The organism is Saccharothrix carnea (assembly GCF_003014735.1).
GTDB lineage: Bacteria > Actinomycetota > Actinomycetes > Mycobacteriales > Pseudonocardiaceae > Actinosynnema > Actinosynnema carneum.
In genome coordinates, this window is sequence record NZ_PYAX01000001.1 from 55377 (window position 1) to 79060 (window position 23684).

Here is a 23684-nt window from a genome sequence, read left to right on the forward strand (position 1 = left end):
TCACTTTCAACCCACAGTGGCGTGAGCCGGGACACACACCGCGCTAGCGGGCCTGGCGACGAGCCGTCACCTCGATCTCGATGCGCATCCGCGGGTCGGCCAGGCCGCACACCAGCATCGTCGCGGCCGGGCGGACCTCGGCGAACGCCGCGCGCAGCACCGGCCAGCACGGCTCGAAGTCCTCGGCGTCGGGCAGGTAGTACGTCACCCGCACCACGTCGGCGAAACCGCTCTCCGCCTCGGCCAGCGCCGCGCCGATGTTGGCCAGGCACTGCTCGGCCTGCGCCACCACGTCGTCGGAGATGGTCATGGTGGTGTAGTCGAACCCGGTCGTGCCGGAGACGTGCACCCAGTCGCCGTCGACCACCGCACGCGCGTAGCCGATCTGCTCTTCGAACGTGGAACCGGACAGGATCGCTCGCCTCATGGCGTCACCCTATGTGCCGCCCACGCCGCGCCCGCAGTGGTTTCGGCGCGGTGATGGCCGTCGTGCGGGGCCGGTCGGTAACCTCCCGGGCCATGCCGGTCGTCGCGCTCAACGGGATCAACCTCAGCTACCAGGTGGAGGGCGACGGCGATCTCGTCGTCCTGGTGATGGGCACCGGCAGCCCGGGGCGGGTGTGGCACGCGCACCAGGTGCCCGCGCTGCGCAAGGCCGGTTTCCGGGTGGCGACCGTGGACAACCGGGGCATCCCGCCGACGGACGAGTGCGCGTCCGGGATGGTCATCGAGGACCTGGTCGGCGACGTCGCGGCGTTGATCTCCGAGCTCGGCGGCCGGGCGCACGTCGTCGGCACGTCCATGGGCGCGAGGGTCACGCAGGAACTCGCGCTGGCCCGGCCGGACCTGGTGTCGAAGGCCGTGATGCTGGCCACCGCGGGCCGCAACGACGCCGTGCAGAACGCGCTGTCCCAAGGTGAGCGCGCGCTGCACGACCAAGGGATCACGCTGCCACCGCGGTACTACGCGGCGGTGAACGCGGTGCTGAACCTGTCGCCCGCGACGCTGCGCGACCAGGTGGGCGTGCGGGACTGGCTGGACGTGTTCGAGTACACCGGGTCGGCGGTGAGCAAGGGCGTGCGCGCGCAGATGGAGATGAACGAGTTCGACAACCGGCTCGCCGCCTACCGCGCCATCTCCGTGCCGTGCCTGGTGGTGGGTTTCGCCGACGACCGCGTGCTGCCGCCGCACCTGGCCCGCGAGGTGGCCGACGCCATCCCGGGCGCGCGCTACGAGGAGGTGGCCGACGCGGGCCACTTCGGCTTCCTCGAACAGCCGGCCGCGGTCAACCGGCTCCTGGTGGACTTCCTCAAGGGCTGAACCGGTTGGCCGCAGCCGCCGTTGGTGGAGGTGGATGACCACCGACGGTGACCGGCTGACCACGCTAACCCGCCTACCCCCGCGTCGCGAACGCCGTTACCGTCGATCGCGACCTGGTGGGAGGGCACATGGACGCGCGACGACTCGGCCGCACCACCCGGCTGGTCGCCCTGATCGCGGTCGGCGGCGTCACGGGTCTCGTGCTCGTGCCCGTCGCGATCAACGCCGCCACCGGCGGTTCGGCGCTGCCCGTCCTCGGCCCGCACGCGCGGTGGCTGTGGCCGGCGCTGGTCGTGCTGTCCGCGCTCACCGCGTGCCTGGCGGCGTGGGATCGGCTCGGCGCGCTGCTGGTGCGAAGACGTCCGGCGCACCCGGCGAACCGGCGGGTGGCGCTGGACCGGGTGGAGCGGTACGTGCGGGACCGGGTGGACGGGTCGCTGGCCGAGCAGCTGCGGCTCAAGCTCGGCGTCGTGCCGCGGGTCGGGCCGCGCCTGTCGACGCGCCTGCGCAACCCCGTCGTGGTGACCGGCGAGCCGGGCGCGGGCAAGACGACGTTGCTGCTGGAGCTGGCCGAGGCGCTGCTCGCGCGGGCCGCGCTCGACCCGGTGCGGCCGATACCGGTGGTGGTGGACCTCGGCGGGTGGCGGCGTGACGACGATTTCGGCCGGTGGCTACTGGGTGTGCTCGCCGACCGGTACCGGATCGCGCCGCGGGTCGGCCGGGCGTGGCTGCGGGAGCGCAACCTCGTGCTGCTGTTCGACGGGCTGGACGACCTGGCGCCCGCCGACCGGGTCGAGTGCCTGGCGTGGATCACCGCGTTGAACGTGCCGCAGGTCGTGCTGTGCACCGCGAGCGACGAGCACGAGCACCTGCCCCGCTACGACGTCGTGCCGGTGGAACCGTTGTCCCGCACCGTGGTGCAGGAGCTGATCGCCGCGTGCGGCCCGCGCCTGGACGGCCTGCACGACGAGCTGGAGAAGAACCCGGACCTGTGGGACGAGCTGCGCACGCCGCTCGCGTTCGGCCTGCTGGCCCTGGCGTACCGGGCCGGGCGGGCGGAGTACCGGGGCGTGCTGGACACCTACGTGGTCGAGTCCGCGGCACGGGGTGCGGTGCGTCCGGAGCGGACGGTGCGCGCGTTGCGGTTCCTGGCCCGCATCGCGCGGCGCAAGCGCGACCTGGTGGCGCGGTCGCGGCTGCCCGCGCGGCACGTGTGGCTGGACTTCGTCGGCCCCGAGGTGGTGTGGCGGATGTTCCGGCGGGCCGCGCCGGGTGCGTTGGCGGGTGCGGCGGCGGCCTTGTGCTTCGTGGTGGGCCTGCGGCTGGGGCTGGTGGCGGCCGGGGTCGCCGCCGTGGCGACGGTGCTGGTGCCGCACAGCACCTTCCGGGTGACGCGCGGTGACCCGCGGCGGGGAAACCTCTGGGCCGCAACGGGTTTCGTGGCCGGGGCGGTGGTGACGGGCGGGGTGGCCCTGCTCGGCGGGGTGATCGGCACGCAGATCGCGCGGTGGCCGTGGGCGGTGGGGTTCGGCGTGGTCGTCGTGGTCTCGTTGGTCGTCGCGTACGGCACCACCCGTGACCGCTACCTGGCGGTGGCGTGCGAACTCGTGCCCATCGGGGTGATGGCCGTGGTGGGTCCGGCGGAGGTGGTGGCGGGACTGGGGATCGGGCTCGGCGCGGGCGCCGTGGCGGGCGCGTTCGTCGGCGGGCTGCGGGAGGTGTGGTCGGGGCTGCGGGTGCGGCCGGCCACCGGGTTGCGCTGGCTGCCGGCGGCGGGCGCGGCCGGGGTCGGCCTGGCGGCGCTCGCGGGCGCGGGCGTGCGGCCTTCGGCGTTGGGCGCGGTGACCGGGGTGCTGGTCGGGCTGGCCGTCACGCCGATCTTGAACCGGCCGTTCCACCTCGTGGCCGAGCTGCTGGCCCGGCCGCTCGCGCTGGACGAGTTCCCGTTGCGGCGCAAGGCGGTCCTGCAGTCCGCCCGGGACCGGGTGCTGCTGGTCGACGAGCACCGGTTCCCGCACGACGTGGTCCGCGACCACCTCGCCGAGTGCGACCCGGCGGAGCTGGCGGCGAGCGTCGAGCACCGGCGTGCCGCGCTCAGCGCGCCCACCGGGTCCGGCCCCAGGGCTTGAACACCGACAGCACGGTGTTGAACGTGTAGAGCGCCAGCGACACGCACGCCGCCGCCAGCACGTCACCGCCCGCCGCCGCGACCCCGTCCGCCGCCTCGTGCAGGCCCGAGCGCAGCGAGAACGTCGTGGCGACCACGGCGACGACGGTCAGCACGAACTTCACCAGCACCCACTTGTGCTTCACCAGGCCCCACTTCGTGCCCAGGGACAGCACCACGCCGGTGGCCAGGGCACCCAACGCCAGCGGCAGCACCACGAGGTCGCCGAGCAGTTCCATGGCCTGGTAGAGCTGCGGCGCGTCGAACGCCGCCAGCGCCAGCACGAGCATGCCGACCGTGACGCCGAGCCAGCCCACGGAGGTGATGACGTGCAGCAGCAGCCACGTCTTGCGTGCCTTCGGTCTCATGGCGCACAGCGTGGCCCGCCGTGCACCGTCACCGCGTCGGCCCGACAGCGGCTCGCGCGCCTACGCCTGTCGACGTACCCAGTGCGCCGGGCGGGTCACCGACTTCGGCAGCTTCGTCGCCCCGTCGCCCCGGGCGGCGTCCACCTGGGCCTGGGTGAGGAAGAAGCTGCCGGTGAGGTTCGCGCCGGACAGGTCCGCGCCGCGCAGGTCCGCGCCGATGAAGTCGACCAGCCTCAGGTCCGCGTTGGTCAGCTTGGCGCCGATCAGGTAAGCGCCGCGCAGGTTGGACGCCCGCAGGTTCGCGCCCTTGAGGTCCTTGCCGATCAGGTCCGCGCCGCGCCGGTTCTTGCCCTTGCCCCTGGTCAGCTCGCTGGCCCGCAGCAGCAGGGCGTTCGCGCGCTGCCAGTGCGGGCCGACGTCCAGCTCCAGCAGCTCCTCGGGGGTGCCGGTCGTGAGCGCCTCGATCGTCTTCTTCAGGTCACGTGCCTCGGGGTGCAGCGCGCGGGCGGGTTCCAGGTCCAGCGCCTCGGTGAGGTACCAGAGCAGTTCGTGCAGCTGCCGCATGACCGGGAAGACGTCGAACATGGTTCGCGCGGACGCCGGGTCGTCCCGCCAGCTCGTGCCGCCGAAGGTCACCTGCGCCACCTGCTGGCCCGCGCCGAAGCAGTCGTACACCGTGCAGCCGGTGAAACCGGTGTCCCGCAGCTCGGTGTGGATGCCGCAGCGGAAGTCGTCGCGCAGGTTCGGGCACGGCGTGCGCGCCGGTTTGTCGATCGCGAAGTCGACCGACACGGCGAACGCGGGCACCACGCAGCACAGGGCGAAGCAGCGCGTGCAGTCGGCGCGGAGGTCGTTCATGCGCTCAACGTGTCCAGGATCTGCTGACCGTACTTGGCGAGCTTGTTCTCGCCGACGCCGCTGATCGCGCTCAGCTCGTCCAACGTGGTCGGCGTGGTCGCCGCGATCTGCCGCAACGTGGCGTCGTTGAAGATGATGTAGGGCGGGACGCCCTGCTCCCGCGCCTGCGCCGTGCGCCACACGCGCAGCTTCTCGAACACCGGCGCGGCCTCGGCGGGCAGGTCCACCGGCGCGTTCTTCGCCGCCTTGGCGGTCTTGACCTTGGCCAGGCGTTCCGGCTCACGGCGCATCGCCACCTGGCGACCCTGGTAGAGCACCTCGTCGGAGGCGGGCGTGAGGACGAGCGTGGAGTACTCGCCCTCGACCGCGAGCAGGCCCTGCGCGAGCAGTTGGCGGATCACGCCGCGCCAGCCGCTCTCGTTCAGCTCGGTGCCGATGCCGAAGACCTTCAGCTGGTCGTGGTCGTGCTGGATGACCTTCGCGGTCTTGCGGCCGAGCAGGATGTCGATCGTCTGGCCCGCGCCGAACTTCTGCCGCCGTTCGTTGCGCAGCCGCACCACGGTGGACAGCACCTTCTGCGCGGCCACCGTGCCGTCCCACGTCTCCGGCGGCGCCAGGCACGTGTCGCAGTTGCCGCACGGCGTGGAGGACTGGCCGAAGTAGTCGAGCAGCCGCACGCGGCGGCACTCGACCGTCTCGCACAGCGCCAGCATCGCGTCGAGGTGCGCCATGAGCTTGCGCCGGTGCTGCTGGTCGCCCTCGGAGTCGTCGATCATCTTGCGCTGCTGGACGACGTCCTGCAGGCCGTACGCCAGCCACGCGGTGGACGGCAGCCCGTCCCGGCCCGCGCGGCCCGTCTCCTGGTAGTAGCCCTCCACGGACTTCGGCAGGTCCAGGTGCGCGACGAACCTCACGTCCGGCTTGTCGATGCCCATGCCGAACGCGATGGTGGCGACCATCACCAGGCCGTCCTCGCGCAGGAACCGCGACTGGTTGCGCGAGCGGACGCCCGCGTCCAGGCCCGCGTGGTAGGGCAGCGCCGGGATGCCGTTCTGGGTGAGGAACTCGGCGGTCTTGTCCACCGAGTTGCGCGACAGGCAGTAGACGATGCCCGCGTCGCCCTGGTGCTCGGTGCGCAGCAGTTCCAGCAACTGCTTCTTCGGCTCGTTCTTGGGCACGATCCGGTACTGGATGTTCGGGCGGTCGAAGCTGGCGACGAAGTGCTTCGCGGCGCCGAGGTTGAGGCGCTCGGCGATCTCGGCGTGCGTGGCCGGGGTGGCGGTCGCGGTGAGCGCCACCCGGGGCACCTCCGGCCACCGCTCGTGCAGGTGCGACAGCGCCAGGTACTCGGGCCGGAAGTCGTGGCCCCACTGGGAGACGCAGTGCGCCTCGTCGATGGCGAACAGGGCGATCCTGCCGCGCTCCAGCAGCCGGGTGGTCTGCTCGGTGCGCAGGCGTTCGGGTGCGAGGTAGAGCAGGTCCAGCTCACCGGCCAGGAACTCGGCCTCGACCAGGGCGCGCTCGTCGGGGAACTGGGTCGAGTTGAGGAACCCGGCGCGCACGCCGAGGTCCCGCAGCGCGTCCACCTGGTCCTGCATCAACGCGATCAGGGGCGAGATCACCACACCGGTGCCCTCGCGCACCAGGGAGGGGATCTGGTAGCACAGCGACTTCCCGCCCCCGGTGGGCATGAGCACCAACGCGTCCCCGCCCGAGACGACGTGGTCGACGATGTCCTGCTGGTCCCCGCGGAAGGACTCGTACCCGAAGACCCTTCGCAGCACCTCTTGCGAAGCCATCGCGCGATCCTAACGGACCCCTCCGACACTCCCCGCGGTCCGACCCTGGAACACGGTGCGGCGATGCCACCGGAAGTACCCCGCCGACCGCTCGTGGAAGGCGTCCGTGACGCGGCCTTTCAGGTGCTCCAGGTGCAGGTCGAGCGACCCTCCGGTGGAGGCGACGAGCACCGTCCCGTCGTCGTCCACCGCGACGTGGCCCAGCTCGAAGAGGCGGTCGCAGCCGAACGAGCACGCGAGCATCGCGACGTTGCGCAGGTCGTTGCGCTCGTCGTCATCGCACACCGCCCGACGCTTGATGTGCGCCGCGACCAGCAGCGCGACCGGGAACACCCGGCCGCACAGCGCGCACGGCGCCTCCGCCGCGTCCCCGACCAGCACCTTCCGCAGTTCGCCCTGCTCCTTGCGGTACTTCGCGACCACCCGGCCGTCCAGCTCGGCGAAGTGCTTGTCGCGCCGGTCGCGGTCGTTCCCGAGCACGACCTGCCCGTCCTCGACGACCGCACCGGCCACCGTGCCGAGCACGGCCGACAGCACCCCACCCCCGGCGGCGGTCACCGCACCGTCCTCCGTGAGCCGGTCGAGCGCGGCCTGGAGGTCGTCCACCGCGATCTCGACGGTTCCGCCTCCGGTGGCGACCAGGCCGGTCGACGCGCCGACCCCGACCACCTCGACAGCCTGGCCGGACGACGTCGGCAACTCGGTGCCGATGAGCCCGCGCAGCACGTCGAGCGCCCGCGGCGGCTCGGCGACCGGCAGGCCGACCCGCCGCCACAGCGCCCGGTGGTCGACCTCGGCGAGGTAGGTGACCCGCAACACCTCGGCCGCCTGCGCCCGCACAGCCGGATCGGCCAGCAGCGCGGCGGCCTGCTCGGTGAACCCGGCCCGCGCCGACCCGTCCGCCGTCGTGGGTTCCTCGGTCGAGCCGTGCGTCTCCCACAGCGCTTCGGCGGACCGGAGCTGCCAGAACAGGTCCCGGGGCACCGCGCTGGTGCGCCCGAACTCCCGCAACAGCTCCGCGACCGGCGGCCAGAACTCGGCCCACTCGAACAACCGGTCGTGACCGGCCTCCAGCTGCCCGAGCGCCCACGTCAGCACCAAGGGCTGCGTGACCTCACCCTTCTGCCGGTGCGCGGCCGAGTTCTCCAGCACGGCGAGCAGGTCGGGCACGCGGAACCGCTCTTCGAGCCGCGTCCGGGGCCACGCGATGTCCCGCTTGAGCCGCTCGGCGTCCGCGGGCCGGTACCCGGGCACCTCGACCCGCAACCGCAACCGCTTGCTGTTGTTGCCGGCCTTCCTCGCACCCGGCCGCTGCCCGATGCGCCCCTGCCCACTGGTGAGCCGCTGCCGCAGGGCGGACACGTCGACACCCCGGCCGAGCCACACGGGCTCCTGGAGCACCCTGCGCTCGTCCTCGGCCAGGTCACGGACCCGGGACGAGTCCACCAACGCGTCGACCAGCACCGCGTCCCGCTCCGCGAGCCTGCTCAGCAGCACTTCCAACGCGGGCCGGTAATGAGCGTTCCGCGCCCCACGACCATCCGCCGTCTGCCCGCCGGCACTCTCCAGCACCACCGCGAGCCGCCCACCGTCCGCCTCCACCGAGAAGTCCGCGTTCAACTCGCCACCGGCCTCGTCCACCACTCGCACCACCCCACCGTGCCAGACCTGATGGGGTGAAATGCGGAAGACCTGGACCCCTGGCCAAGAGCCGCGTCCATTCGCCGCCCTTCCCTGGGCCGTCTGTGACGGATGGGCGACAAGACCGCTCCGGTGCGTGATTATGGGGATGAGGGGGTGGAGGCCGTGGGGGAACTCTCCGGGGACGAGGCGAAGGCGTTGGCAGGCAGTTTGCGGCGGCTCATGCAGTTGACCGCGAACCTCGTGGAGCAGGACGGTGAGGCGGCGCCGTTGATCGCGCGCGTCCGTGATCACCTCGGGTGCGAGTTGGCGGAGGTGCTGTCGGTCGCGACGAGGTTCGAGACGTGGGAGCACGTCAACCTGCACCGCGGTGTCGAGGCGTACCTGGCGGAGCGCACGCCGGAGGCCCAGTGGTTCGGGGTCGGTGGGCAGCACCGCGGCCACGAGGACATCATGGGGATGCTCATCGCCGCACGGCACTCGGTCGGGTACGGGCTCGGGTCGGCGGATTACGCGACGGCGGCGGTGGGGCCGCAGGACAGCGTGGAGGTCGTGCAGCTCGGGCTGGTGCCGACGACCGCGCCCGATGGCACGCCCGTGCTGGTGGGCATCCGCGGGCCGAACGACTACGGGCCGCCGGCCAGCCGGTTGGAGGTGCTCGCGGCGGACCGCGCGGCGGCACGGGCGGTCGGCGCGGAGATCGAGCGGTTGATGCGGGAGCACGACGTGTTCCGGCGGCAGGTGCTGGCGTTCGGGGTGAGCGAGCACCGGGGCAACGAGCTGGTGACCTTCCTGCCCCGGCCGACGCTCGACGCCGATGACGTGGTGCTGCCGGACGGCGTGCTCGACTCGATCGAGGAGCACGTGATCGGCATCGCCGAGCACTCCGAACGGCTGCTCGCGGCGGGACAGCACCTCAAGCGCGGGCTGCTGCTGCACGGCCCGCCCGGCACCGGCAAGACGCACACCGTCCGCTACCTGATGAGCCGGCTGCAGAACTGCACGGTGATCCTGCTGACCGGCCAGGCGATGCGGCTGATCGGGCAGGCGGCGGCGTTGGCCCGGCGGTTGCAGCCGTCGATGGTCGTCGTGGAGGACGTGGACCTGGTGGCGATGGACCGCGGCTTCGCGAACGGACCCACGAACCCGCTGCTGTTCACGCTGCTCGACGCGATGGACGGGGTCGGCGCGGACGCGGACGTCACGTTCGTGCTCACCACGAACCGGGCCGACGAGCTGGAACGCGCGCTGGCCGACCGGCCGGGACGCGTCGACCTGGCCATCGAGGTGCCCCGCCCGGACGCGGACGGCCGCCGCAGGCTGATCGAGCTGTACGGCCGCGGCGTGGACCTGCGCGCCGACCTGGACCCGGTGGTGGAGGCGACCGAGGGCGTCACGGCGTCGTTCATCAAGGAACTGCTGCGGCGGGCCGTGCTGAACGCGGTGCGGGCGGACGGCGCGGGCGGCGTGCCGGTGGTGGGTGACGAGCTCGCCGACGTGGCACGGGCCATGGCAGGCGAACGGGCCTCGCTCACCGGGGTCCTGCTCGGCGGCTCGGACGGTCCGCGGGGCGGCCCCGGCGGACCGGGCCTGCCGCAACCGGGGCTGGAACCGCACGTGACGCGCTACCGCTATTCGTGGTGAACCGGTGGGGCGCGACCGCGCGAACGGTCGCGCCCCACCGCGCTGGCCGCCGCGTGCCGCCAGGGTGCGTTGCAGCACGACCACCACGAGCAGGAACGCGCCGCTCACCACCGACTGGTAGTTGCCGCGCCCGGCTGACCACGCCGAAGCGGGACAGCCGGGGCAGGGCGGCGAGCACGATGTTCTCCCGCACGGACAGGTTCGGCACGATCCCCTCCGCCTTGCGGTCCTCGGCGAGCATGCTCACCCCCGCGCGCACGGACGCGCCGACGTCGCGCTTGAGCTCCCGACCGCCGAGCAGGACCGTGCCGGAGTCCAGCGGCAGCGCGCCGATGATCGCCCGCGCGGTCTCCGTGCGGCCGGAGCCGAGCAGCCCGGCCAGGCCGACGACCTCACCGGGCCGGATCGACACCGACACGCCCGCCAGCCGACGTCCGCTGGTGAGGTCCTCCGCGCGCAGCAACGGATCCGCGCCCGCGTGGTGCTCCTCGCTGAACGCCGTCGCGCCGTGCACGCGGATGTCGCCGACGCTGCGGCGCAGCATCATCGACACCAGCTCGATCCACGGCAGGTCCGCCAGCGGCCCGGTGTGCACGTGCCGCCCGTCCCGCAGCACGGTGACCCGGTCGCAGATCCGGTACAGCTCGTCCATCCGGTGGCTGACGTACACGATCGCCACGCCGCGCCCGTGCAGCCGCTCGATGACCGAGAACATCGTCTCGACCTCGCGCGGCTCCAACGAGGACGTGGGCTCGTCCATGATGACGACGTGCGCGTCCGCGGCGACCGCGCGCGCCAGCGCCGCCGGTGCTCTGCGCGGACGGTGCGGCTTCACGGCTGGTGCAGGAGGTCAGCAGGGCGGTGGTCGCGACCACCGCGACGCCGACGCGGGCAGGCAGGGACATCGTGCCTCCTCGATCCGGGTGTGAGTGAGCGGTGTCACTCTTCAAGGGCGGGTCCGTTCTACATCGTTGATACAACGTTGTAACGGTCTAGACCGCAGGCGCCACGGAGAGCGATCGGGAGGCCGGCGATCGACAGAACGCCTGGAAGCGCTTACCGAGCGTGGCTGGCACGTGCCATGGTGTAGGACAACATTGGTCTGGACCTTCACCGGAGAGGGGACGGTAGGCGATGCGCGGCACCACCGTGTTACCGGGAACGCCCTGCCGGGCGGCACGCGAGGGCGAGCTGCCCCTGCACCGGCTGGAGGTGCCGGTGCCCGACGCGCTGCCGTTCGCGGTCGGCACGTTCGACTCGATCGGGCCGATGTCGCGCGCGTCGTTCCCGCACCGGCACACGTTCCACGAGATCGTGCACGTCACCGGCGGCAGCGGCACGCACGTGGTCGACCTGGCCCGCTGGGAACTGCGCCCGCCGCACCTGTGCGTGATCGCGCCCGGCCAGGTGCACCACTGGGACGACGCCCGCGACCTGCAGGGGTCGGTGCTGCTGTTCACCGACGACTTCCTGCTCGACCACCCCGCCGACCGCGAACTGCTGCGCCGGTTGAGCGCACGGCCCTGGCTGACCCTGGACGAGCACGCGCACGCCCGGATCGGCCGGACGATCGCCGACCTGCACGACGAGTACCGGCGCGGCGAGGCGGGCGTGGAGACGGTGCTGCGGGCGCTGCTGCACGTGCTCGTCGTGCGCGTGGCCCGGCTTCCCGCGACACCGGCCGCCGCGCCGCCCGCCCGGCCCGGCGCGGTGGCCGAGGAGTTCGTCCGGTTGGCCGCCCGCACCGACCACCGGCTGTGGTCCGTGCGGGCGTACGCGGAACGGATCGGCGTCACCCCCGGCTACCTGACCGAGGCGGTGAAGGCGGCGACCGGGCGCACGCCGTCGCAGCTGGTCCGGGAGGCACGCACGCAGGAGGCGCAGCGGCTGCTGGCGAAGACGGAGCTGACCGTGCGGCAGGTGGCGCACCGGGTCGGGTTCGACGATCCCGCCTACTTCTGCCGCTTCTTCCGCCGCGAGACCGGCGTGAGCCCCGGCGGGTTCCGCCGCGCGGCGGTTCGTTCACAGTGAGCCCGAGCGGCAACGGCGACCGCGAGGATCACCACGAACGACGGTGTCAGTCCATCGTCCAGGTCCGGCTCGCGTCCGTAGCTTCGTGGTGAATCCCGAACCGAAGCCCCACGAGGAGCAAGGCATGGACGCATCCACGGACGGCGACCGCGGCACGACCGAGGAACCCCTCGGCGACGGGACGGACGCCCGCCACCTCAGCCGCAAGACGGTGCTGCGCGCCGCGGTCGCCGCGGGGGTCGCGCTGCCGGTGGCCATGATGGGCGTGCCCGCGCTGGCCCGCACGATCGGCGCGAACGGCGGTCCGCTGGAGCTGACCCCGGCGTGCGACGACGGCGACGACCCGACACCGCCGCAGACCGAGGGACCGTACTTCAAGCCGAACTCGCCGCGCCGCACGTCGCTGGTCGACGCGGGCACGCCGGGCACGAGGCTCACCGTCACCGGCTACGTGTTCGGCCTGGCGTGCCTGCCGCTCGGCAACGTGCTGATGGACTTCTGGCAGGCCGACGTCAACGGCGTGTACGACAACTCGGGCTACCGGTTCCGCGGCCACCAGTTCACCAACCCGGACGGCACGTTCACGCTGACCACGATCGTGCCCGGCCTCTACCCGGGCCGCACCAGGCACATCCACGTGAAGGTGCAGGCACCCGGGCGACCGGTGCTCACCACGCAGCTGTACTTCCCGGGCGAGCCGCGCAACAACACCGACAGCATCTTCGACCCGCGGCTGCTGATGGAGGTGCGCAACGTCGGCGGTGGCCGTGAGGCGAAGTTCGACTTCGTGCTGAACGTGCCGCAGAGCACCACCACGCGGCCGACCTCCACGACCACCACCCCGTCGTCGCCGGGCGGCGGCACGTGGGCGGCGGGCACGAACTACGCGATCGGCGCGACCGTCACCTACAACGGCGTCGGGTACGTGTGCTTGCAGGGGCACCTCGCCCAGCGGGGCTGGGAACCACCGAACGTGCCCGCGCTGTGGCGCGCGGAGTGACCGCGGCCTGACGCCCGCGAAGGGAGCCCCTCGGTGTGCGGAGGCACCGAGGGGTTTCCCGCGTGGCGCACACCGCGGCGCCGGAGGTCGAGCGGTCGTACCGGTGAACCGGCCTGGTCAGGCGGTGCCACCGGAGTTCTGCGGCGGCACGTCGACCGGCTCGCGGAACAGGTCGGTGTAGGAGCGCTGCTCGTCGCGGCGCGGTCCGCTCGCGTCCTCGGGCCGGTCCGTGTCCGGGTGGCTGAACAGCTCTTCGTACGTTGATGACATGTGTTTTCCGACTTTCTTCGCGTCCGGTGCGTGCTCACGGTCGGCGATGCCGGTCCGGAGTTCCCCGCACGGCGCGAGGGTATTCGGGGTTCGTAGACAAAGAACGCCCCGATGCGGCCCACGGTACACGTCGCGGTGCGGTGACCGCCACAGCATTCGTACTTCCCGCGTGGCGGCCCGGCGACACCTCCCCGCCCCGACCGGGTGACTTGGGCCACCGCGGGGAACGAAACCGGCCACCACGGGGTTGTACCGGGTGGTCGTCAATTTTGTGTCCGTGTTTCCATCGAAGTTTCGCGGGAATGATGTTGCGGACGAAGCTCTTTCTTTGCCTTGCCGGACAAGCTGGAGAAGTCGTCGTCTGAAATCCGACCCGGAGCCCCGACCGGGGCGCCGTCCAGCACCGCCAAGGAGAAGATCATGACTCAGGGCACCGTGAAGTGGTTCAACTCGGAGAAGGGCTTCGGCTTCCTCGCCCGCGAGGACGGCCCGGACGTGTTCGTCCACTACTCCGAGATCGAGGGCAACGGCTACCGCAGCCTCGAGGAGAACCAGCGCGTCGAGTTCGACGTCAACCAGGGCCCCAAGGGCCCGCAGGCAGTCGGCGTCCGCGCCCTCTGACCCCACGCACCACCCCCGCGCCCCTCGGTTCCCCCCGGAGCCGAGGGGCGTCGGCTTTCCCCACCCGTCACGCGGGCCGGTACGCATCCGCCAGGCGCTTCTCCCACGGGGGCGCGAGCACCGCGGGCTCGCCGAACGACGTCCGCAGGTAGTCACGCCGCCCGAGCGCGCCCGCGGTCTCCCGCCACCGCCGCACGACCCACCCCGCCATCCGGCCGGTCAGCAGGGCATCGGCAGTGACACGTCACCCGTACGGCGTAAATTCCAGCGCCACGGAAGGATATCCATCACTCCACAATGGACCGAGTGATCGCCGGGTCGTTGGAGGTTCGCCCGAACCGCTGATCCACTCGGTACGATTCGGCTCCGACCGGGAGGGGCCATGGCACACGGCGGATCCGAGCACTGCGCGGACGAACGGTTCGACGCCGCAGGTGAAGTCGCGGTCGCCGCGCACGAGCCGCACCGGCCGTGGCTGGACGTCGCCTGGCTGCACCGCCCCGACCTGCCCGACCTGCTCGGCGTGCTGGTCCACCCGCCCGTGCCGCCGGACGACGAGATGGGCCGCGCCCTGGCCAGGCACGCGCCGCAGCTGTGAGTGCGCGGCGTACAGGCGTGCCTGGGCCTGGCGCACCACCGCGCGGACGAGCCGTGGCCGTCCTCGAGCTGGTGCTGGCCGTGCCGGAGCTGGACGACCGGTTCGCCGAGCCGGTCCGTGACGTGCTCGCCGCCGAGAGGGCTCCGGCGGACGGCTGGTGCGGCGCCGGCACCGGCTCGGCGTGTACCTTTGGGGCGTAGGCGGGAACCGTTCGAGCATCAGTCATGAGTTGCCGGTGTCCCGACCCATCTCGCACCGCCCGGAGATCGACGTCTTCCGCGGGGTGCGGACAGGACAGATCCGATGAACCACGTCACGCCGACCATCGAGCCGACCGACGTCACCGAGACCACCGCCGCCGACACCCGTCAGTGCGCCGTGTGCCCGCACCCGTGGGAGGCCCACGACCGGATCGCGATGCGCTTCTGCACCGCGACCGTCAGCGAGAACCACACCCGCGGTTGCGTCTGCGGCTCCTGACTCACCAGGCGTCGCGGCTGCGGTAGGCGGGCTCCGGCTCCTCGTCCTCCACAGGCGCGACCCGGCGGACCACGCGGGGCGGCACGGCGGGCGGTTCCTGCGGCGGCTCGTCGCCGAACACCCGCCGGTCCTCGGCGAGCACCTGGTCGAGCAGCTTCGTGTCGCCCAACGCCGAGCGGACGACCTCGGCCTGCTTGCGGGCCGCGTCCGCGCGGGCCAGCGCGATCACGCGCAGCGTGGCGGACGACAGCGCGGCCGGGTCCGCCGTGCGCACGGCCGGGCCGAACGTGATCGCCTTGACCGCGCCGTCCGACCCGGCGACCACGGTGACCACGCCGTCGTCGGACGTCGCCGTGCCGACCACGTCCCGCAGCCCTTCGGCCATGCGCTGGAACGACTCCGCGCGCCACCGGTTGTCGGCCGCGGCCGTGTCGATGGCCTCGATGCGGCGCAGCAGGATGTCGGCGGACTCGGTCACCGGCTCGCCCCTTCGTCCGGTCGGATGGTCTTCAGGAACGCCTGGAAGTCGCCGACCAGGTCCTCGAACTGCCCGGTCGTGGCGCTGAGCACGATCTCCAGCACGGCACGCCTGCGCTCGTCGCGCACGTCCGCCATGGCCAGGAACACCTGCAGCTGCACCAGCTCCACCGGACGTCCGCCGACCGGCGCGGTCAGGCGCAGCACCTGCGTGTAGGCGGACTCCAGCTCGTTGCGCCGGCCCACCTCCACCTCGCCGACGTCCTGCCGCAACCGGGCCGCGGCACGGTCGGCGAGCTGCGCCAGCGTGACGTCGTCGGCGCGGACCTCGCCGCTGATGGTGATGTTCGCGGTGAAGCCCGCGCTCGAACCGGGGTGCAGCGCGACGAACGCCGCCTGCGACGCGCCGACCTCGTCGGGCGGCGCCGAGAGCCACCCGGCCGGCAGCGAGAACTCGATCGGCACCGGAAGTGTGGTGGTCATGCCTGGTGTCCTCCTGGGGTGGTTCATCGGCCGAACAGGCGGCCGATCGCGCGACCGGCGTTCTCGACACCCCGGCCGACGTCCTGGGCGATCTCGCCCACGTCGTCCGCGACGTCGACCACCGTCTCCACGACCTCGACCGGGTCGACGCTGACGTCGAACCCGACCTTGCCACCCACGCCGAACGCGAGCCCCACCGACCCTCCGACGTGGAACTTGCCGTCCTCGCCCATGCCGAACTGGCCGCTGGCGTGCCCGCCGATACCGGCCCACGCCTCGCCGTTCACGCCGGCGCCGATGCCCGCGACCTCGGCGCCCGCCTGGCCGGACGCCTTGGCGCCCGCGAACGCCTCCGCGTTGCCCTTCGCGCCGAGCAGCCCGATCGAGCCCTTGGCCTCCGCGGCGGCACCGATGGTGCCCTCGGCGCTGCCGGACACGCTGGCGTGCTGCCCGAGCTTGATCTCACCATCGGCGTACCCGCTGGCCAGGTACGCGCCCGCGTGAGCGCCGACCGACACCCCCGCGTAGCTCGCGGTCGCCGTGTAACCGGCGTCCGCGCCGAGCACTGAGCCGCCGATCCGGCCCTTGCCGGTGACCGGTCCCGCGTCGAAGTCACCGTCCTCCTCGCCGTGCTTGACGTCGACGTGCTTGTCGTCGCCCCATTCGCGCTCGTGCAGGTCGATGCCGAACTTCTCGGCGATCTCGCCGAGCGCGTCGGTGAGCAGGCGCTTGGACTCGCTGCCGGACTTGGCCTCGTACGAGCGCCCGTCGACGCTGTACTGCCAGCCGCCGGTGTCCTCGCCGTCCTCGTCCTTCTCGCGGTGCGCGGCGCCGTAGGACTGCTTGCCGAACGACTTCTTGTAGCCGCCCTTGCCGTCGGACTCCCAGCCGAGCGCCTTGGCCACCACGTCGCCGATGCCGGACAGGCCCTTGCGGGCGTCGTCCAGCACCTTCTGCGCCTGGGCCGTGCCCGCCTGGCCGGGGTCCTGGAACGGCGCGGTCGGTGCGCCGGAGACCGCCAGCGCGGCGTGCTCGGCGGCGGCCAACCGGGTCGCGGCCTGTGCTTCCAGGTACAGCTCGACGGCGCGTTGCGCCTCGCGCTGGCTCGCGACCAGCGCGTCGCCGTAGTCGGCCAGCAGCTGCCCGCCGCCACCGAGGTGCTCCCCCGCCTGGAACCACCGCGGCGGCTCGGCGTGGAAGGCCGACCGGAACGCGCCGCTCGCCGGCCCGCTCCAGCCGCCCGGGTCGATCCGGCCGAGGTCCTCGCCGACCGCCACGACCATCCGCAGCGTCTGCACGAGCTGCCGCAGGTCACCGGAGATCAGTTCGGATTCGCCGGGGACGAGTGCCTTCGGGTCGTTCGTCTCGCCGAGTCGTGCGGCCATCAGGACACCGGCCCGTGCGGGTTGAGGCGGCCGAAGACGTCCGCCCGCGTGCCGTCGACGTCCACATAGGACGATGCCGCCGCGCGCAGCCCGATGGCGTGCTCGTCGGCCTCCAGCCGCAGCCGCTCCACGGAAGCCTTCATCTCCTCGATGAACAGCTCCCACGCGCCCGCGACCCCGGCGTGCCCGTACTCGCCGCTCGGACCGCGCCACACCAGGCCCGCGGTCTTGTCACCGACGTCGCCGATCTGCCCGGCCGCCCGCCGCAACTCCTCGGGCACCGCCCCGAACCCGCTCATGTCCGCTCCACCAGTCCACTCGACACCACGCCGTCAGACGGCGCAGGCCCCTCGGCCGTTCCCACGGGTACACCTATAGCGGTAGGCGCAGTGGCCGCGCGGGCGTTCGGAGGAAAAAGGGTTCGTGCGTCAGGACGTCCGACGTGGCGGGGACGCGGTCGCGGCGAGCAGCGAGCGGGTGCGCGCCGGGGCCGTGGGCGGCAGCACGGCGAGCACGTCGGCCAGCGATTCGGCGGCCAGGGTGCGCCGCCACGCCTCGTGCGCGTCGGCCATCTTCGCGGCGAGCACGCACGTGTCCCGGCAGTCCTGCGGCGGCAGCGCGCCCCGGCCGCGCTGCCGGATCTCCTGGCACTCGTACGGCGAGGACGCGCCGTCGAGGGCCTCCACGACCTGCAGCAACGTGATCTCCGCCGCGGGCCGGGCGAGCCGGAAGCCGCCGCGCGGGCCGGTGGTCGCGGCCAGCACACCGGCCTTGACCAGGGCTTGCAGCTGCTTGGCCAGGTAGGGCGCGGGCAGGTCGTAGTACGCCGCGAGCTGGGCCGCCGACGCGGTGGCGCCGGGTTCGAGCTGCGCCAGGGTCGTGGCGCAGTGCAGTACCCACTCGGTGCTCACAGGCAGCTTCACCCGGACAGTCTATCCAAGATATTGCGGATCTATTTAGTCCGAGATAGGTTCACGGCGCACACCAGAAGCGGAAGGATCGTCATGCGGATCGCAGTCGCCGGCGCGACCGGCAACATCGGCTCCCTCACCGTCGCCGGCCTGGAGCGCGGTGGGCACGATGTCGTGCGCATCAGCCGCTCGGCGGGCGTGGACCTGTCGACCGGCGAAGGGCTCGACGCGGCGCTGGCCGGGGTCGAGGCCGTGGTGGACGCCGTCAACGTGCCCTCGGCGGACCGCGCCGAGACCGTGGGCCTGTTCAGCGGGATGACCCGGAACCTGCTCGACGCCGAGGCGCGGGCCGGTGTGCGGCACCACGTGCTGCTGTCGATCGTCGGGATCGCCGACATCGAGGGCAACGTGCACTACGCGGGCAAGCGCGAGCAGGAACGCCTGGTCACCGAGGGTCCCGTGCCGTGGACGATCGTGCCCGCCACGCAGTTCCACGACTTCGCCGAGATGGTCGCGGGCTGGACCGAGCAGGACGGCGTGGCCACCATCGCGCCGCTGCTCGTGCAGCCGATCGCGCCGCAGGACGTGGCCGACATCCTCGCCGAGATCGTCGTCGGCGAGCCGCGAGGGCGTTACGCGGACATCGCCGGCCCGGAGACGCAGGACCTGGTCGACCTGGCCCGGCGCACGCACCAGGCGCGTGGCCGTGACGTGCGCCTGGTGCCGACGTGGTCGGGCGTGTTCGGCCCGGAGATGGCCGGGAACGCGCTGCTGCCCGGCGAGAACGCCCGCATCGCGCCGACCACGTTCGACGAGTGGCTCGCCAAGTCGGTCTGACACCGCCGGACCGGTCCGGCGCCGGGGTGCGGCACCGGACCGGTCAACGTCACCGGGCCGCGTCGACCAAAACCTTCCGGTCGTCCTCCAGGCCAGCGCCCTCCACGTCGAGGGCGGGCAGCCGGCGCAGCCACTTCGGCAGCCACCAGGCCTTCTCGCCCAGCAGCGCCAGCGCGGCGGGCACGAGCACCATGCGCACCACGAACGCGTCGAACAGGATGCCGATGGCCAGCGCGAACGCGATGGACTTCATCGGGCCTTCACCCGCGGGCACGAACCCGGCGAACACCGAGAACATGATCAGCGCGGCGGCCACCACGACCGGCGCGGCCTGGCGGAAGCCGGTGCCGATGGCGTCGAGCGGCGCCTTGCCGTGGTGGTGCGCCTCGTGCATCCGGGACACCAGGAAGATCTGGTAGTCCATCGCCAGGCCGAACAGGATGCCGACCATCAGGATCGGCGTGAGGCTCAGCAGCGGGCCGGTGCCGTCCAGGTTGACCGCGTCGGCCAGCCAGCCCCACTGGAACACCGCGACCGTCGCGCCGAGCGAGGCGCCGATGGTGAGCAGGAAGCCGAGCACGCCCACCAGCGGCACCAGGAGCGACCGGAACACGAGGACCAGCAGCACCAGGGCGAGGCCGACGACCAGCGCCAGGTAGACCGGCATGGCCTCGTCCAGGGCGACGGCCACGTCCACGCTCACGGCGGTCGCGCCGGTGACGTAGGTGGTGGCGCCGTCCACGTCGGCCAGTCGTTCGCGCAGGTCGGTGACCAGCTGCTCGGTGGCCTGCGTAGCCGGGCCGGACTTCGGGATGACGGTGACCATGGCGGCCGTGCCGTCGGCGTTGGGCACCGGCGGCGTGACCAGCGCGACGTCACCGGCGCCCTGGATGGTCGGCACGGTGGCGGCGGCGGTCGCGGCGGCGCCGTCGCCCTCGAACAGCACGATCAGCGGACCGTTGAAGCCCTCGCCGAAACCGTCCGCGAGCACCTTCTCCGCGCGGGCCTGGGTCGAGTCGGCGGCCGGGGCGGCGACCAGGGTCGTCTCCATCGACAGCACGGGCACGGAGACCGCGCCGAGCCCGGCGATCGCGAGCAGCAGCGCCACGACCCGGTTGCGGGTGATCCCGCCGATCCAGCCGCGGAAGAAGCCGCGATCGTGCGACTCGGCGTCTTCGGCGTTCTCGACGGGCGCGTTGCGCTGCTTGCGCGGCAGCACGCGACGGCCGAGGTAGCCCAGCACGGCGGGCACCAGCGTGACGGCGACCAGCACCGCGACCACGATGGTCAGCGCGGCGGCCACGCCCATCTGGGTCAGGAACGGGATGCCGACGACGGCCAGGCCCGCCAGCGCGATGACCACGGTCAACCCGGCGGTCACCACGGCCGAGCCCGCGGTGCCCACGGCCGTGCCGATGGCGTCGCCCACGTCCCGGCCCCGGCGCAGCTCCTGCCGGTAGCGGTTGATGATGAACAAGGCGTAGTCGATGCCGACCGCCAGGCCGAGCATCGCGGCCAGGATCGGGGTGGTGGACTGCAGGTCCATGAAACCGGTGGCGATCGTGACGCCCAACGCGCCGATGCCCACGCCCACGGCGGCGGTCAGCAGGTTCATGCCGGCCAGCACGAGCGAGCCGTAGGTGACGGCGAGCACCAGCAGCGCGATGACCACGCCGATGACCTCCGCGGGACCGCCCACGTGCGGCGGGGCCTGCGTCGCCTCACCGGTGACCTCGACGGTGAGCCCGTTCACGTCCCGTGCGGCGTCGAAGAGCGCGGTGCGCTGCGCCTCGGTCACGTCACCGGCTTCGGCCTCGTAGGTGACCGTGCTGTAGGCGACGTCCTGATCGGCGTTCACGGTCGGCGCGCGGGGGTCGAGCGGGTTGCTCGCCGACGTCACGCCGGGCAGCTCGGACAGCTCCCGCACCAGCCCGGCGAGCTTCTGGGCGTTCTCCGGTGAGGTGACCTGCTGTCCCGCCGGTGCCTGCACGACCACGCGGGCGGTCGCGCCACCGCCGGTGCCGAACTCCTCGCCGATCTTGTCCAGCGCGGTGGTGGACTCCTGGCCGGGGATGGAGAACGAGCCGGAGGTGGTGCCGGCCAGGGTGGCGGCGCCGAACGCCGTGCCGCCGAGGACCAACAGCCACAGCAGGACGACGACCAGTCGGCGCCGGTGCGCGCCGAAGCCGAGTCGGTAGAGCAGACGTGCCATGGTGGTCAGGCCTCCGGGTGGGATGGGTCGCGGTGCCCGAGCGCGTCGAGGCAGGTGGCGATGATGTGCGGCCGCCACGCGGTCTTCTCGCCCGCTTGGTTGGCGGCCAGGCTGAGCACGGCCAGGGCGCTGAGCATCCCGACGACCCGGACGAGCCGTTCGGTGTCACCCCCGCCCTCGTCGACGCCGAAGACGGACAGCACGTGCTGCGACAGGGCGTCCAGGCGGTCGCCGTCCACGTCGTCGGCGCCGAGCAGGCTGATCGCGCGGGACTCCAGCGCGATCAGGCCGGGGCGGTCCAGCGCGAAGTCGACCAGCAGCTCCACCGCCCGCCGGTCCCGCGCCCGGCCCGCGGGCACCTGTGTGGCCTGCTCGAACAGCTCCCGGCTGTGCGTGCGGCCGACGTCGCGGGCGGCCTCGAACAGCGCCTGCTTGCTCGGGTAGTGGTGCAGCAGGCCCGCCTTCGACAGCCCGACGGCGTCGGCCAGGTCCTGCAACGACGTGTGGTCGTAGCCGTGACGTGCGAAGAGACCGGCCACGCGGTCCAGCAGCCGGTCATCGGTCTCCCGGCGCAGTGCTCGTGCCATACGTCCACGGTACGCAAGCACCTACCGATCCGGTCGGTAAGCCGACCGATCCGGTAGGTGGGTTCCGTCACCCCGGGCTCACGTCACTCGCCGGGCAGCGCCACCTCACCGCGCAGTGCCTGCAGGGTGTCGATCTCGCGGTCGAGGTCGCGCCGCTTGGCCTTGAGGCGTTCGACCTCCTGGGCGAGCAACTGCTCCATGACGCCGGTGCGCTCCTCGGGCGGCGCCTCCAGGCACGGCAGCAACTCGTTGATGGTGGCGCTGGTCAGGCCGGCGGCGAACAGGTGCTGGATCAGGACGACCCGCTCGACCGTGGAGCCGTCGAAGTCGCGCCACCCGCCGGGCGTGCGCTCGGAGCGGATCAGCCCCTGCTCCTCGTAGTACCGCAGGGAGCGGGTGCTGACGCCGCTGGCGTCCGCCAGCTCACCGATGCGCATGAGACCTCCTCCCGGGCCGTCCGCCCGCACCGCGATTCTTGCAGTTGACACCGGTGTGAAGTTCCACCATCGACGGGCCCGCCCCGACAGATCCCTTGTGGCACCGGAGGTTCACCCGTGACTGCTCGCATCCACGTGTGGTCGGACTACGTCTGCCCGTTCAGCCTGATCGCCGACGAGGTGATCGGGCGCGCGATCGCCGAACGACCGGACGTCGAGGTCGTCCACCACGCCCACGAGCTCCGCCCCCGGCCGGCGCCCACGCTCCGGCCGGAGGACCCGCACGTGCCCGACACCTGGCAGCGTGCCGTGTACCCGCTGGCACGCCGCCACGACGTGCCGCTGCGGTTGCCGAGCACCTCCCCGCAGCCGAACACCGAACTGGCGTTCCGCGGCGCCCTGTACGCCGCGGACCACGGCCGGGCCGAGGTGTACCACCGACGCGTCCGGGTGGCGTTCTTCCGCGAGGACCTCGACATCGGCGATCCCGTGGTCCTGACCCGGCTGGCCGGGGAAGCCGGGCTCGACCCGACCGCCTACGCCGCCGCCCTCGACGACCCGGCGTACGCCGAGCGACACCGTGAGGCGTTGGCCGAGTCGGTCCGGCTGGACATCACCGTCACGCCCACGATCGTCATCGGCACCCGGCGGATCGAGGGCGTCGCCACCGAGGACGTGATCCACCAGGCCCTGCACGACGCGTGACACCCACTCACACTCCACAAAGGACGCTCACTCATGCACTGGCTGTACCTCGGCATCGCCATCGTCTTCGAGATCGCCGTCGCCATCGCCGCCGGCAAGGCGCGGGGCTTCACCCGACCCGCCTGGACCGCCGCCACGCTGGTCAGCGGCGGCATCGCCACCTACCTGCTCAGCCTGGCGCTGCTGACCTTCGACGTCGGCGTCGGCTACGCGATCTGGACCTCCGTCGCCGGCGTCGGGATCGCCGTCCTCGGCGCTCTCCTCTTCGGCCAGCGCCTCGACTGGCGCAAGCTCCTCGGCATCGCCGCCGTGATCGTCGGCGTCGTCGGCCTCCAGCTCAGCGGAGTCGCGTGATGCCTGACACCACCAACCCCGAACCCGAGGAACGCACTCGCATGTCCACCAACCACCCGACCAGCGGCCACCGTGCGCGAGCCTGGCTCGTCCTGCTCCTCGCCGGCGCCTTCGAAATCGGCTACGCCCTCTGCGTCGGCGGCAGCCAGGGCTTCACCGTGCTGTCCTGGTCCCTCGCCGCCGTGGTCTTCTTCCTGCTGACCCTCTTCGCCCTCAGCGTTGCCCTGCGCACCATCGACGTGGGCATCGGCTACGCCGTCTGGGCCGGCATCGGCGCGGTGGGAGCCGCCCTGCTCGGCCCGGTCTTCTTCGCCGAAACCCTCACGCCGGTGAAGGCGCTGTGGCTGACCGTGATCATCGCCGGCGTCGTCTGGCTCAAGCTCTCCGACGCCCCCGAGCAGCGTCGCACCCGCTGAGCAGCGGGTTTCGCCCGGCCTGAACACTTTCGTCGCGCGTTGGCAAAGACGGGGTGCAAGGGCGGAGCGAAACCCGAGGAGCT

27 protein-coding genes and 2 pseudogenes are annotated in these 23684 nt (G+C 72.5%); 13 read left to right on the plus strand and 16 right to left on the minus strand.

What is annotated here, in order from left to right; genetic code table 11:
• Window positions 1-43: 43 nt before the first annotated feature.
• The gene (locus tag B0I31_RS00280) at window positions 44-427 is read right to left on the minus strand and encodes a RidA family protein (RefSeq protein WP_106613280.1); all 384 of its coding nucleotides are present in this window, start codon (window positions 425-427) and stop codon (window positions 44-46) included.
• Window positions 428-519: 92 nt separating this feature from the next.
• Between B0I31_RS00280 and B0I31_RS00285 the strand changes: the two genes are divergently transcribed.
• A complete protein-coding gene (locus tag B0I31_RS00285) occupies window positions 520-1320 on the plus strand; it encodes an alpha/beta fold hydrolase (protein ID WP_106613281.1) in 801 nt (266 codons plus the stop codon).
• A gap of 128 nt (window positions 1321-1448) precedes the next feature.
• Complete coding sequence (locus tag B0I31_RS00290) at window positions 1449-3449, plus strand: NACHT domain-containing protein (RefSeq protein ID WP_106613282.1); 2001 nt, start codon at window positions 1449-1451, stop codon at window positions 3447-3449.
• On the opposite strand, the gene B0I31_RS00295 is transcribed toward B0I31_RS00290, so the two are convergent.
• Genes B0I31_RS00295 through B0I31_RS00310 form a run of 4 tightly spaced genes read right to left on the minus strand, consistent with a single transcriptional unit; the run spans window position 3415 to window position 8162 of the window.
• The gene (locus tag B0I31_RS00295) at window positions 3415-3855 is read right to left on the minus strand and encodes a hypothetical protein (protein WP_219910565.1); all 441 of its coding nucleotides are present in this window, start codon (window positions 3853-3855) and stop codon (window positions 3415-3417) included. The two genes, B0I31_RS00290 and B0I31_RS00295, sit on opposite strands and share 35 nt — an antisense overlap.
• Before the next feature lie 60 nt (window positions 3856-3915).
• Window positions 3916-4713 (minus strand): pentapeptide repeat-containing protein, encoded by a 798-nt coding sequence (locus tag B0I31_RS00300; RefSeq protein WP_106613284.1) that lies wholly within the window; start codon window positions 4711-4713, stop codon window positions 3916-3918.
• Window positions 4710-6512, minus strand: coding sequence for a DNA helicase RecQ (recQ, locus tag B0I31_RS00305; RefSeq protein WP_106613285.1), 1803 nt, complete (start codon window positions 6510-6512; stop codon window positions 4710-4712). Before recQ ends, B0I31_RS00300 begins: the two co-directional genes overlap by 4 nt.
• Window positions 6513-6521: 9 nt before the next feature.
• A complete protein-coding gene (locus tag B0I31_RS00310; RefSeq protein WP_146173696.1) occupies window positions 6522-8162 on the minus strand; it encodes a phosphorothioated DNA-binding restriction endonuclease family protein in 1641 nt (546 codons plus the stop codon).
• 156 nt (window positions 8163-8318) lie between these two features.
• Between B0I31_RS00310 and B0I31_RS00315 the strand changes: the two genes are divergently transcribed.
• Window positions 8319-9797, plus strand: coding sequence for an AAA family ATPase (locus B0I31_RS00315; RefSeq protein ID WP_106613934.1), 1479 nt, complete (start codon window positions 8319-8321; stop codon window positions 9795-9797).
• Between the two features lie 121 nt (window positions 9798-9918).
• Here the strand turns inward: B0I31_RS00315 and B0I31_RS00320 are convergent.
• Window positions 9919-10599, minus strand: a pseudogene (locus tag B0I31_RS00320) (ATP-binding cassette domain-containing protein); the annotation flags it as partial.
• A 332-nt stretch (window positions 10600-10931) separates the two neighbouring features.
• Between B0I31_RS00320 and B0I31_RS00325 the strand changes: the two are divergent.
• Both B0I31_RS00325 and B0I31_RS00330 read left to right on the plus strand, forming a co-directional pair.
• Window positions 10932-11828, plus strand: a complete 897-nt coding sequence (locus tag B0I31_RS00325) for a helix-turn-helix transcriptional regulator (RefSeq protein ID WP_181319917.1) — start codon at window positions 10932-10934, stop codon at window positions 11826-11828.
• A gap of 124 nt (window positions 11829-11952) precedes the next feature.
• Complete coding sequence (locus B0I31_RS00330) at window positions 11953-12828, plus strand: dioxygenase family protein (RefSeq protein ID WP_106613287.1); 876 nt, start codon at window positions 11953-11955, stop codon at window positions 12826-12828.
• A gap of 117 nt (window positions 12829-12945) precedes the next feature.
• On the opposite strand, the gene B0I31_RS40260 is transcribed toward B0I31_RS00330, so the two are convergent.
• The gene (locus B0I31_RS40260; RefSeq protein ID WP_181319918.1) at window positions 12946-13098 is read right to left on the minus strand and encodes a hypothetical protein; all 153 of its coding nucleotides are present in this window, start codon (window positions 13096-13098) and stop codon (window positions 12946-12948) included.
• Between the two features lie 420 nt (window positions 13099-13518).
• Between B0I31_RS40260 and B0I31_RS00335 the strand changes: the two genes are divergently transcribed.
• A complete protein-coding gene (locus B0I31_RS00335; protein ID WP_106613936.1) occupies window positions 13519-13719 on the plus strand; it encodes a cold-shock protein in 201 nt (66 codons plus the stop codon).
• Window positions 13720-13786: 67 nt separating this feature from the next.
• Here B0I31_RS00335 and B0I31_RS40270 read toward each other — a convergent pair.
• Window positions 13787-13948: pseudogene (locus B0I31_RS40270) on the minus strand (DUF6218 family protein); the annotation flags it as partial.
• A gap of 153 nt (window positions 13949-14101) precedes the next feature.
• Here B0I31_RS40270 and B0I31_RS40275 point away from each other — a divergent pair.
• From B0I31_RS40275 to B0I31_RS40285, 3 genes are all read left to right on the plus strand, one after another.
• A complete protein-coding gene (locus B0I31_RS40275; protein ID WP_181319921.1) occupies window positions 14102-14317 on the plus strand; it encodes a hypothetical protein in 216 nt (71 codons plus the stop codon).
• Between the two features lie 53 nt (window positions 14318-14370).
• Complete coding sequence (locus B0I31_RS40280) at window positions 14371-14517, plus strand: hypothetical protein (RefSeq protein WP_181319922.1); 147 nt, start codon at window positions 14371-14373, stop codon at window positions 14515-14517.
• 103 nt (window positions 14518-14620) lie between these two features.
• Window positions 14621-14797 (plus strand): RGCVC family protein, encoded by a 177-nt coding sequence (locus tag B0I31_RS40285; protein ID WP_181319923.1) that lies wholly within the window; start codon window positions 14621-14623, stop codon window positions 14795-14797.
• A gap of 1 nt (window position 14798) precedes the next feature.
• On the opposite strand, the gene B0I31_RS00345 is transcribed toward B0I31_RS40285, so the two are convergent.
• From B0I31_RS00345 to B0I31_RS00365, 5 genes are all read right to left on the minus strand, one after another.
• On the minus strand, window positions 14799-15275 hold the full coding sequence (locus B0I31_RS00345; RefSeq protein ID WP_245949559.1) for a YbaB/EbfC family nucleoid-associated protein: 477 nt from the start codon (window positions 15273-15275) through the stop codon (window positions 14799-14801).
• Entirely contained in the window at window positions 15272-15757 is a 486-nt protein-coding gene (locus B0I31_RS00350; RefSeq protein ID WP_106613288.1) for a hypothetical protein, read from the minus strand. The genes B0I31_RS00345 and B0I31_RS00350 overlap by 4 nt, the downstream gene beginning before the upstream one ends.
• A gap of 23 nt (window positions 15758-15780) precedes the next feature.
• Window positions 15781-17142, minus strand: a complete 1362-nt coding sequence (locus B0I31_RS00355; RefSeq protein ID WP_106613289.1) for a putative T7SS-secreted protein — start codon at window positions 17140-17142, stop codon at window positions 15781-15783.
• Window positions 17142-17441, minus strand: coding sequence for a hypothetical protein (locus B0I31_RS00360; protein WP_106613290.1), 300 nt, complete (start codon window positions 17439-17441; stop codon window positions 17142-17144). Before B0I31_RS00360 ends, B0I31_RS00355 begins: the two co-directional genes overlap by 1 nt.
• A gap of 129 nt (window positions 17442-17570) precedes the next feature.
• Entirely contained in the window at window positions 17571-18065 is a 495-nt protein-coding gene (locus B0I31_RS00365) for an RrF2 family transcriptional regulator (protein ID WP_106613291.1), read from the minus strand.
• An 81-nt stretch (window positions 18066-18146) separates the two neighbouring features.
• Here B0I31_RS00365 and B0I31_RS00370 point away from each other — a divergent pair, with 81 nt between their 5' ends.
• Entirely contained in the window at window positions 18147-18890 is a 744-nt protein-coding gene (locus tag B0I31_RS00370; RefSeq protein WP_106613292.1) for an SDR family oxidoreductase, read from the plus strand.
• A 49-nt stretch (window positions 18891-18939) separates the two neighbouring features.
• Here the strand turns inward: B0I31_RS00370 and B0I31_RS00375 are convergent, their stop codons facing one another.
• The 3 genes from B0I31_RS00375 to B0I31_RS00385 form a co-directional block, all read right to left on the minus strand.
• Complete coding sequence (locus tag B0I31_RS00375) at window positions 18940-21102, minus strand: MMPL family transporter (protein ID WP_106613293.1); 2163 nt, start codon at window positions 21100-21102, stop codon at window positions 18940-18942.
• 5 nt (window positions 21103-21107) lie between these two features.
• On the minus strand, window positions 21108-21689 hold the full coding sequence (locus tag B0I31_RS00380) for a TetR/AcrR family transcriptional regulator (RefSeq protein WP_106613294.1): 582 nt from the start codon (window positions 21687-21689) through the stop codon (window positions 21108-21110).
• Between the two features lie 83 nt (window positions 21690-21772).
• Window positions 21773-22126, minus strand: coding sequence for a MerR family transcriptional regulator (locus B0I31_RS00385; protein WP_106613295.1), 354 nt, complete (start codon window positions 22124-22126; stop codon window positions 21773-21775).
• A 117-nt stretch (window positions 22127-22243) separates the two neighbouring features.
• On the opposite strand from B0I31_RS00385, the gene B0I31_RS00390 reads away from it, so the two are divergent.
• From B0I31_RS00390 to B0I31_RS00400, 3 genes are read left to right on the plus strand one after another with little or no spacing between them, the layout of a single operon-like run.
• On the plus strand, window positions 22244-22831 hold the full coding sequence (locus B0I31_RS00390; protein WP_106613296.1) for a DsbA family oxidoreductase: 588 nt from the start codon (window positions 22244-22246) through the stop codon (window positions 22829-22831).
• Window positions 22832-22864: 33 nt separating this feature from the next.
• A complete protein-coding gene (locus B0I31_RS00395; RefSeq protein WP_106613297.1) occupies window positions 22865-23185 on the plus strand; it encodes a DMT family transporter in 321 nt (106 codons plus the stop codon).
• A complete protein-coding gene (locus B0I31_RS00400; protein WP_245949560.1) occupies window positions 23185-23601 on the plus strand; it encodes a DMT family transporter in 417 nt (138 codons plus the stop codon). The genes B0I31_RS00395 and B0I31_RS00400 overlap by 1 nt, the downstream gene beginning before the upstream one ends.
• Window positions 23602-23684 lie beyond the last annotated feature (83 nt).